We start from the raw sequence: 9,925 nt of genomic DNA on the forward strand, positions 1-9,925 counted from the left end.
TCATTTTTTATGGCGCCAATTAAATATTGAATTACATCCCTTATGGCAATAGGCTGAGATTTTGTTAAAACCCATTTTGGTGTAATCATTACAGGTAGTTTTTCGCATAAATCTCTAATGATTTCAAAAGAGGAACTTCCTGAGCCAACAATAATTGCGGCACGTAAAACAGAGGTTTTAAAATTACCTTTGTATAAAATTTTTTCAACATTTAAGCGAGATTGTAGATGTTTAGATAAGTTTGATTGATTTACAATTCCACTTAAATAAACAACTTGTTCTACGCCAATTTTGTTGAGATAAGTATTAAAATTTAAAGCAGATTTAGCTTCCATTTCATCAAACATTTCGGTTGAAGATGTCATAGAGTGGATAAGGTAAAAGGCTACATCAAATTTTTTAGGAAGATTTTTAAGCATGGGATTGTCTAAAAAATCAATTTCCCAAATAGTAATTTTAGAAAGGGTAGCTTTATCTAAACCAAGCCGATTTTTATTTCTAACACAACAAACAACTTCATGCCCTTGATTTAGCAATTCAGGTAAAAGTCGTTTGCCAACATATCCATTTGCTCCAGTGAGTAGAATTCGCATTTATTTTATTTTTTCTTAAAATTAAGTAAAAAATAAACACTAAAATGTAATTTAATAAAATTTAGGAGTTGTTTATATGCCTCTTGCTATGCTTAAAATGGCACTAATTATAAATTGAATTCCAATGGCAATAGTTAAGAAGCCTATAATTCTAGAAATTGCTACAATTCCTGATGAACCTAATATTCTTGATAAATAATAAGCACTTCTTAATATTAAAAATATAACAATTGCTACTGCTAAAATAGCAAAACAAGACCAAATAATATCTAAAGTTGTATTTTGTTCTTGGTAAAAAGCAATTAATAAAGACATTGAACCAGGCCCAGCTAACATTGGCATTGCTAATGGAGTTAAGGCAATGTCACTTCTGTCTTGAGCTTGAGCTTGAGCTTTTTTATTGATTCCTTTGTTTTTACTAAACTGACCATTTAATAATGAAAATCCAGAATTTGTAATTAGTAAACCACCAGCAATTCTTAAAGCTGATATTGTGATGCCAAAAAAAGACAATACATATTGACCAATAAAAAACGTAATTATTAAAATAATAAATACATTAATTGCTGTCCAAAGGGATGTTTTTGAAAGTTCAAATTTTGTATAACCCGCAGTTAATCCAACAAATATTGGTATTGTTCCAATGGGGTTTAATACTGAAAATAAAGCGGCAAATAAGAGTAAAAAAACATCCATTTTTTTTACAAATATACTCTATTTTTTTTTTTTGGTTGTTTATTTTATTTAAACATTAATTTATATTTTCATAAAATTGTTTTGATTTTTGGTATTCAATTTTAGAAAGAAATTGGACTATCCTTTTTTCATTTTTTGATAAATCAATACTTATAAAATGATGATCTATGTAAAAAGTAATACTGTTTCCGGGTTTAAAAATTACCAATTTATAAAACGGAATTGCTAAGGCATAAACTTCAAGTTGAGATTGAAAACCAATTATTATTCCTTTAGGCCTTAATTCAATATTAGCATAATTAATACTGTTGTTTTTATTTAAAATTACAGCAATTTGCTGACTCGCTTTTGTTATAACTACTCTAGGCGAGCCAATTCCTTTTAATTTTATGTTTTCAATGATGTTAAAAGGAACTCCAATCGAATCATCTATGGTGTTTTTAATTTTTCTATTGCTGTGCGAAATATTATAAAGCATTTCTTATTTTTTATAAAATTAAAAATAAAATTAGAGATAAAATTAGCGTTATGAAATATTTATAGCTTGTTTATTTGTAATTTTACACCATAAACAAATAAAATGAAAAAAACATTAGTAATAGGTGCATCAGCTAATCCTGATAGATATAGTTTCAAAGCATTAAATAAGTTAGTAGAGCACAATCATACTGTTGTTGCCATTGGTCAAAAAATCGCTGAAGTAGCAGGTGTAAAAATTCAAACTAAAGCTATACCTGCAACAAAAATACATACAGTTTCCATGTATATTAACTCTGTGGCACAACGTGATTACTACAATTATATCATCGGTTTAAGTCCTAAAAGAGTTCTTTTTAATCCAGGAACAGAAAACCCTGAATTTTATCAATTACTAAAAGCAAACACTATCAAATATGAGGAAGCTTGTACATTAGTTTTACTTGCTACGAATCAATATTAAACCTATAAAAGTTAATAACCCGTTGACCATTAGTATTTCAAAACCAAAACTATAATTGAACCAATCAATACCATAGGTGTTTAGTAATAATGAAATTACTACTGCTAAAACAGCTACTAGCGGTACAAATTTATCTTTTATGTTCCACTTTGTAAACAGCCCAAAACTGTATAAGCCTAATAAGGGTCCATACGTAAATCCTGCAAATTTTAAAACTTTGTCGATGATGCTTGCGTCATTAAAACCGTACTTAAAAAGGAGAATTACTAAAATTGAAATTACGACAAACATCAAGTGAATTTTTTTTCTAATAGCTATTTGTTTGCTAAGATCATATCGTTTTTCTATATTCAATATGTCAATGCTAAATGATGTTGTTAAAGCTGTTAAGGCACTGTCAGCGCTTGAAAAGGCCGCGGCAATTAAACCTAAAATAAAACTAAACGCTACAACGGTACCCAAATATCCATTGGCTAGAATAGCAAAAAGTTGATCTTTGTGCGCATCGATTCCGTTTTTTAAAGCATATTCTGTAAATAATAAACCCAGTAATAAAAATAAAAAATTTACAAAAGTTAATACAATAGTAAACCAAAACATGTTTTTTTGTGCATCTTTTAAACTTTTACATGTCAGGTTTTTTTGCATCATGTCTTGATCTAAACCAGTCATAACTATGGCAATAAAAGCGCCTGAAAAAAATTGTTTCCAAAAATAAGTAGGTAAACTTGCATCATCTAAGAAAAAAGTTTTTGAAAAATTACTGTCTGCAACATAAGATGAAATATTTGAAATATTAACACCAAGATCTTCAGAAACTACTACAATGCAAATCACGACAGACACAAGCATAAATAAGGTTTGTAGCGTATCTGTCCAAATGATTGTTTTTATCCCTGACTTATGGGTGTAAACCCAAATTAATAAAATAATAGCCGTTACTGTTAACCAATACGGTATCCCTAGGGGTTTAAAAACTAAAGTTTGTAAAACATCTGCAACCAATAACAAGCGTAAATTTGACCCTACGGTTCTAGAAACAATAAAAAACCAGGCACCTGTTTTATACGAATAATTTCCAAACCGCTCTTCTAAATAGGTGTATATTGATGTCAATTGAAGTTTATAATACAAGGGTAAAAGCACGATGCCAATTACAAAATATCCTAAAATATAGCCCAATACTATTTGAAAATAGGCAAATTGAGCCACTTCTACTTTTCCAGGTACAGAAATAAATGTAACGCCAGAAAGAGAGGCTCCAATCATTCCAAAAGCAACTAAATACCATGGAGATTGCTTGTTGGCTTTAAAAAAAGTATCGTTACTAACATCTGCTTTTCTTCCTGTTACATAAGAAAATAAGATTAAAATCGAAAAATAAGCGAGTATTATAAATAGTATTGTAGTAGGTTGCATCGTATTATTTTTATACAAAAATAATAGAATAAAATTAAGATCATGTTTTTTCTTTAAATAACTATATTTGTATTTATGGAATTATCGTCAAAAAAATTAGAGCGAGCTGTTAACGAAATGGCCCAATTACCTGGTATAGGTAAAAGAACAGCCTTGCGTTTGGTGCTTCATTTGTTAAAACAGCCAGTCGAACAAACACAATGCTTAACAGAAGCCTTACAATTCATGCGAAATGAAATAAAATTTTGTACAAGTTGCAATACTTTATCAGATAATGACGTTTGTGATATATGTTTAAATCCAAAAAGAGATGCATCTATATTATGTGTCGTTGAAGATATAAGAGATGTTATGGCTATAGAAAACACTGGTCTATACAAAGGATTATTTCATGTGTTAGGTGGAAGAATTTCGCCTATTGATGGAGTGGGTCCTTCACAACTAAGTATAAGTCCTATTGTAGAAAAAGTAAAAACAGGAACAATTAACGAACTTATTTTCGCATTAAGTTCAACGATGGAAGGAGACACCACAAATTTTTATATCTTTAAACAAATACAAATTTTTGACATAAAGGTTTCAACAATAGCAAGAGGTATGGCTATAGGTGATGAGTTGGAATATACGGATGAGGTCACTTTAGGTAGAAGTTTACTGCATAGAATTCCTTTTGAAGCATCTATAAAAAACAATTAACAATTTAATTAATAACCGCATATGAATATTACACATAAAAAAATTCTTATCACTGGTGGTGCTGGATTTATTGGTTCTAATCTATGTGAGTATTTTTTATCTCACGAAAATAAAGTTATTTGTTTAGACAATTTTGCAACGGGTCATCATCACAACATCAAGCCATTTCTTACAAATCCAAACTTCAAACTTATTGAGGGTGATATTAGAAACTTAGAGACCTGTAGAAATGCTGTAGAGGGTGTCGATTTTGTGTTGCATCAAGCAGCATTAGGTAGCGTGCCTCGTTCTTTAATAGATCCTTTAACAACTAATGAAGTAAATGTGTCTGGTTTTTTGAATATGTTAATAGCCTCTAGCGATGCTCAAGTGAAACGATTTATTTATGCAGCAAGCTCATCAACATATGGAGATTCTGTAGAACTGCCCAAGGTAGAAGATTTTATTGGAAAACCGCTATCTCCTTATGCCATAACTAAATACGTAAATGAATTATATGCCTCTATTTTTAACTCTGCTTACGGTTTAGAAACTATAGGATTGCGTTATTTTAATGTTTTCGGAAAAAATCAAGACCCAAACGGTGCCTATGCTGCAGTTATTCCTAAATTTGTGATGCAATTTATCAATCATGAAAGTCCGGTTATAAATGGAGACGGCATGTTTTCAAGAGACTTTACATATATAAATAATGTGGTTCAAATGAATGAAAAAGCATTATTAACCACAAATCCGGAAGCTATAAATACAATTTATAATACTGCTTTTGGCGATAGAACTACACTTTTAGATTTGATTAACTACATAAAAGAATTTTTAACTAAATTTGACCCTGCAATAGCAAATGTAGAAGTTCTACATGGTCCAAATAGAGCAGGAGACATTTCTCATTCATGGGCAAGCATTGATAAAGCAAAAAAATTATTAGAATATAATCCCAAATACTCATTGCAAGAAGGGTTAAGCGAAGCCATAAGTTGGTATTGGGAAAATTTAAAAAAATAAATATGATTAAAAACATCTGTTGTATTGGGGCGGGTTATGTTGGCGGGCCTACGATGGCAATTATTGCTCAAAAGTGCCCAAATATTAAAGTAACCGTTGTAGATTTAAACGAAAGTAGAATCCAGGCTTGGAATGATGCTGATGTTAATAACATTCCAATTTATGAACCCGGTTTAAGTGAAATAGTACGAGAAGCCAGAGGCAGAAATTTATTTTTTTCAACAGATGTAGATAAAGCAATTGATGAAGCAGAAATGATTTTTATTTCGGTCAATACTCCTACAAAAACATATGGTATTGGAAAAGGAATGGCAGCCGATTTAAAATATATTGAACTTTGTGCCCGACAAATTGCTAGAGTTTCAAAATCAAATAAAATCGTTGTAGAAAAATCTACTCTTCCGGTGCGAACCGCGAGTGCTATAAAAAGTATTTTAGACCATACCGGAAATGGGGTACAATTTCAAATATTATCAAATCCTGAATTTTTAGCAGAAGGAACAGCAGTTGAAGACTTATTAGCTCCAGACAGGGTTTTAATAGGAGGTGATTCATCTCAAGAAGGACAAAAAGCCATTAACCAATTGGTAAATATTTATGTAAATTGGGTGCCAAATGAAAGAATTTTAACTACAAACGTTTGGTCTTCTGAATTGTCAAAATTAACAGCAAATGCATTTTTAGCACAGCGTGTTTCTTCAATAAATGCCATGTCAGAATTGTGCGAAAAAACAGGAGCCGACGTCAATGAAGTTGCAAAAGCAATTGGAATGGATAGTAGAATAGGATCAAAGTTTTTAAAATCTTCTGTAGGTTTTGGAGGATCATGTTTTCAGAAAGATATTTTAAACCTGGTTTATATTGCAAAATCTTATGGACTTGATGAAGTGGCCGATTATTGGGAACAAGTCATCATTATGAACGACCATCAAAAAAGACGTTTTGCAAAAAACATTGTTAAAACATTATACAATACCGTTTCAGAAAAAAAAATAGCCTTTTTAGGCTGGGCATTTAAAAAAGACACCAACGACACCAGAGAATCTGCAGCTATTTTTGTGGCTGACGACTTGTTGGCAGAACAAGCGATCATTGCGGTTTATGATCCTAAAGTAAAAAAGGAACAAATTTATATTGACCTCAACTATTTAGAGACCCGTTCAGAACAACAAAACAGTAAAGGATTAGTCGTTTTTGACGACCCTTATGAAGCGTGTAAAGACGTGCATGCAATTGCAATTTTAACAGAGTGGGAAGAATTTAAAACCTATAATTGGCAAAACATATACGATCAAATGCAAAAGCCAGCTTTTATTTTTGATGGCAGAAATGTTTTAAATAAAAAAGAATTAGAAGAGATAGGGTTCGTATATCAAGCCATTGGATCATAAATTGGAAAAAAAATGATGCGTATTAAAATAGCAATTATAGGTTTGGGATACGTGGGTTTGCCTTTAGCACGACTTTTTGCAACTAAATATCCAGTTGTAGGTTTTGACATCAATCAGACTAGAATTGATGAACTAAATTCTGGAAGAGACAATACCTTAGAGATTGATGAAGAAGTATTGCAAAAAGTACTTGTGCAATCGCAGTCAGACTTAAAGGGTTTGTTTTGTTCAACAAATTTTGAAGACTTAAAAAATTCTAATTATTATATAGTTACTGTACCAACCCCTGTTGATAAAAATAAAAAACCCGATTTAACGCCCTTGTACAAAGCAAGCGAAACAGTAGGTAAAGTACTTAAAAAAGGAGATATCGTAATTTATGAATCTACTGTTTATCCCGGTGCTACAGAAGAAGAATGTATTCCTGTGTTAGAAAAAACATCTGGGCTACGATTTAATATAGATTTTTTTGCAGGCTATTCGCCCGAACGAATTAACCCGGGTGATAAAGAACATACGGTAGATAAAATAGTAAAAGTAACCTCAGGTTCTACACCACAAATTGGACTTAAAGTAGATGCCCTATATAAAAGTGTTATTACTGCAGGAACGCACTTAGCACCAAACATAAAAGTTGCTGAAGCAGCTAAAGTGATAGAAAATTCTCAAAGAGACATTAATATTGCCTTCGTAAATGAATTGGAAAAAATTTTTAATTTATTAGATATTAATACGCACGATGTACTAGAAGCTGCGGGAACAAAATGGAACTTTTTGCCGTTCAAACCTGGTTTAGTCGGTGGGCATTGCATTGGTGTTGATCCTTATTATTTAGCTCAAAAAGCTCAAGAAGTAGGCTATCATCCTGAGGTTATTTTGGCAGGTAGAAAAATCAACGATAGCATGGGAGAATATGTAGCTTCTCAAGTAGTAAAAAAAATGATTCAAAAGGGTATTGCTATAAAAGGATCATCAGTTTTAATGCTAGGGATTACATTCAAAGAAAATTGTCCAGACGTTAGAAATACCAAAATAGTAGATGTTATATCTTCTTTAGAAGAATACGGCATCTGCATTACAATACTTGATCCATGGGCAAATCCTATTGAAGTAAAAGATGAATACGGCTTAACGTGTAATGCTCAACTTGATTCAAAATTAAAATTTGACGCTATAGTTTTAGGAGTAGCTCATACCTTGTTTTTGAATCTTGATTTTAAGGCTATAAGTAAAGAAAAGAATGTTTTATATGATTTTAAATCCATTTTAAAAGTAAAAGAAAACTAAATTTATGTGTTGTGATAAAAACTATCAAGTAGTTTATATGCGCCATTTTGATAGCTTTAAAAAAAAAACGCATACCGATATGTTAGACATAAAATGTAAATAATTACTTTTAAGAAATTAAAAATCATTTTTAATTAAAACAAAATGTAGATTATATAAAACAGTATTTAACAACAAATAATCAATAATTATTTAAATAGTAATTTTTATTTGACACAATAGCTACAAAAAAGTACAAAATAATTTGGTTAATAAATAATAAAGAGTACTTTTGGTACTCTTTATTATTTATATGCTAAACAAATTAATAACATCAAAAACCCGTTTAAGCTTGTTGATGAAATTTTTTATCAACGCGGCTAATGAAGGATATTTGAGAGGTTTAGCTGTTGAAATGAAAGAGAATACAAATTCAATCCGAAAAGAACTGAATAATTTGAGCAGTGCGGGTTATATCTCAAGAACTGTCCTCGACGGAAAAATAACCTATAAAGCCAACAAAAAACATCCTTTATTTAGTCTGTTACAACAAATGGTTCGTAAATATGTAGGTTTAGACAGCATTGTGGAACATGTATTGTCTCAAATAGGAGAATTACATAAAGTATATTTGGTAGGAGATTATGCAAAAGGAATAGATTCGGGTACAATAGAAATTGTACTAGAAGGCCCAAACATCAATAAGGATTATTTAGACAAATTGTCCTTAAAAATAGAAAAAGAAATAGGAAAAAAAGTATTTTTTCAAACTACATCTCAATTCTTAGAGGAAGGTTTGTTAGTGTTCGAGGCTAAATAATTTTTTATAGAAAATAGCATATAAAATGTTGGTCTTAAAATGGGACTGACCAAGCGAAGCTATTAAAAGTTTCCTTTTTTTATACAAAAATCATAAAAAAATTGATGAATTGATAGGCACTCTAAACCAAGCTACGTAACAAAAAAAAAGGCAACAGATGACTTAATTATAGAAATATAATCAAGCAAAAGAGCTCTGAAATAAAATACAAACGACTATATTGACTTCATGTGTGTTTACATAAAAGTCAATAATCGCGATCAAGGATACATTCAATAGTTGGTTTTTTGTTTATATTGGTTGGGATATTTAAATTTAACAAAATAAAGAAATATATTCAAATGAGCAGTAAGAGGGTTTAGCCGGATTGAAAAAAAAAAACATTAAAAAAGCTATTTCATTAGTAAAAAAAAGGACATAGAGCCCAACTGACTAATAAATAATTCTATATTAAAATTTATAATAATGGTGTTTGCGTCAAAAAAATAACAAATTTGTGAATACAGCATAGTAATAATAAAAATGAAAAATATATTAATTACAGGAGGAGCGGGGTTTATAGGTTCACATGTTGTTAGACGATTTGTAAAAAACTACCCTAAGCATCAAATTTTCAACTTAGATGCACTTACATATGCAGGTAATTTAGAAAATATTGCGGATATAGAAGACGAACCCAATTATAACTTTATTAAAGGAGATATTGTAGATGCCGATTTTATAAATACTTTATTTCAAAAGCATCAATTTGATGGTGTGTTGCATTTAGCAGCAGAATCTCACGTAGATCGTTCAATAACAGACCCCTTAAGTTTTGTAAAAACAAACGTAATTGGTACAATGAATTTGTTAAACGCTGCCAAAACCATTTGGAAGGAAAGCATGGATGGCAAACGGTTTTATCATATTTCAACTGATGAGGTGTATGGTTCTTTGGGTAAAACAGGTTTGTTTACAGAAGAAACTTCTTATGATCCCAATTCGCCCTACTCGGCCTCAAAAGCAGCTTCTGACCATTTTGTAAGAGCCTATGGCGAAACCTATGGCTTGCCTTATGTAATTACCAATTGTTCTAACAATTATGGACCTTATCATTTTC

Annotated in this window: 11 protein-coding genes; 7 read left to right on the top strand and 4 right to left on the bottom strand. The window is 30.8% G+C overall.

Going from position 1 to position 9,925, the window contains the following annotated elements; translation table 11 throughout:
* The 3 genes from AABM47_RS09275 to AABM47_RS09285 form a co-directional block, all read right to left on the bottom strand.
* A partial coding sequence (locus AABM47_RS09275; RefSeq protein WP_338410645.1) for an NAD(P)H-binding protein occupies positions 1–593 on the bottom strand: 593 nt, incomplete at its 3' end.
* Between the two features lie 72 nt (positions 594–665).
* Entirely contained in the window at positions 666–1,289 is a 624-nt protein-coding gene (locus tag AABM47_RS09280) for a MarC family NAAT transporter (RefSeq protein ID WP_338410646.1), read from the bottom strand.
* 55 nt (positions 1,290–1,344) lie between these two features.
* Entirely contained in the window at positions 1,345–1,767 is a 423-nt protein-coding gene (locus tag AABM47_RS09285; protein ID WP_338410647.1) for a hypothetical protein, read from the bottom strand.
* Positions 1,768–1,869: 102 nt separating this feature from the next.
* On the opposite strand from AABM47_RS09285, the gene AABM47_RS09290 reads away from it, so the two are divergent.
* Positions 1,870–2,229, top strand: a complete 360-nt coding sequence (locus tag AABM47_RS09290) for a CoA-binding protein (protein ID WP_338410648.1) — start codon at positions 1,870–1,872, stop codon at positions 2,227–2,229.
* On the opposite strand, the gene AABM47_RS09295 is transcribed toward AABM47_RS09290, so the two are convergent.
* Positions 2,206–3,648, bottom strand: coding sequence for a sodium:solute symporter (locus AABM47_RS09295; protein ID WP_338410649.1), 1,443 nt, complete (start codon positions 3,646–3,648; stop codon positions 2,206–2,208). The genes AABM47_RS09290 and AABM47_RS09295 overlap by 24 nt on opposite strands.
* Positions 3,649–3,723: 75 nt before the next feature.
* Here AABM47_RS09295 and recR point away from each other — a divergent pair, with 75 nt between their 5' ends.
* The 6 genes from recR to AABM47_RS09325 form a co-directional block, all read left to right on the top strand.
* Positions 3,724–4,344 (top strand): recombination mediator RecR, encoded by a 621-nt coding sequence (gene recR / locus AABM47_RS09300; protein WP_338410650.1) that lies wholly within the window; start codon positions 3,724–3,726, stop codon positions 4,342–4,344.
* Between the two features lie 21 nt (positions 4,345–4,365).
* Positions 4,366–5,349: an SDR family oxidoreductase gene (locus AABM47_RS09305; RefSeq protein ID WP_338410651.1), complete on the top strand. Its 984-nt coding sequence runs from the start codon at positions 4,366–4,368 to the stop codon at positions 5,347–5,349.
* 2 nt (positions 5,350–5,351) lie between these two features.
* On the top strand, positions 5,352–6,740 hold the full coding sequence (locus AABM47_RS09310) for a UDP-glucose 6-dehydrogenase (protein ID WP_338410652.1): 1,389 nt from the start codon (positions 5,352–5,354) through the stop codon (positions 6,738–6,740).
* Positions 6,741–6,755: 15 nt separating this feature from the next.
* Entirely contained in the window at positions 6,756–8,027 is a 1,272-nt protein-coding gene (locus AABM47_RS09315) for a nucleotide sugar dehydrogenase (RefSeq protein WP_338410655.1), read from the top strand.
* Between the two features lie 337 nt (positions 8,028–8,364).
* Positions 8,365–8,826 (top strand): ArsR family transcriptional regulator, encoded by a 462-nt coding sequence (locus AABM47_RS09320; protein ID WP_338410653.1) that lies wholly within the window; start codon positions 8,365–8,367, stop codon positions 8,824–8,826.
* 522 nt (positions 8,827–9,348) lie between these two features.
* Positions 9,349–9,925 (top strand): GDP-mannose 4,6-dehydratase (locus AABM47_RS09325; RefSeq protein ID WP_338410654.1); only part of this gene is annotated, 577 nt, incomplete at its 3' end.

Origin of the sequence: uncultured Flavobacterium sp. (assembly GCF_963925415.1) — a bacterium.
GTDB lineage: Bacteria > Bacteroidota > Bacteroidia > Flavobacteriales > Flavobacteriaceae > Flavobacterium.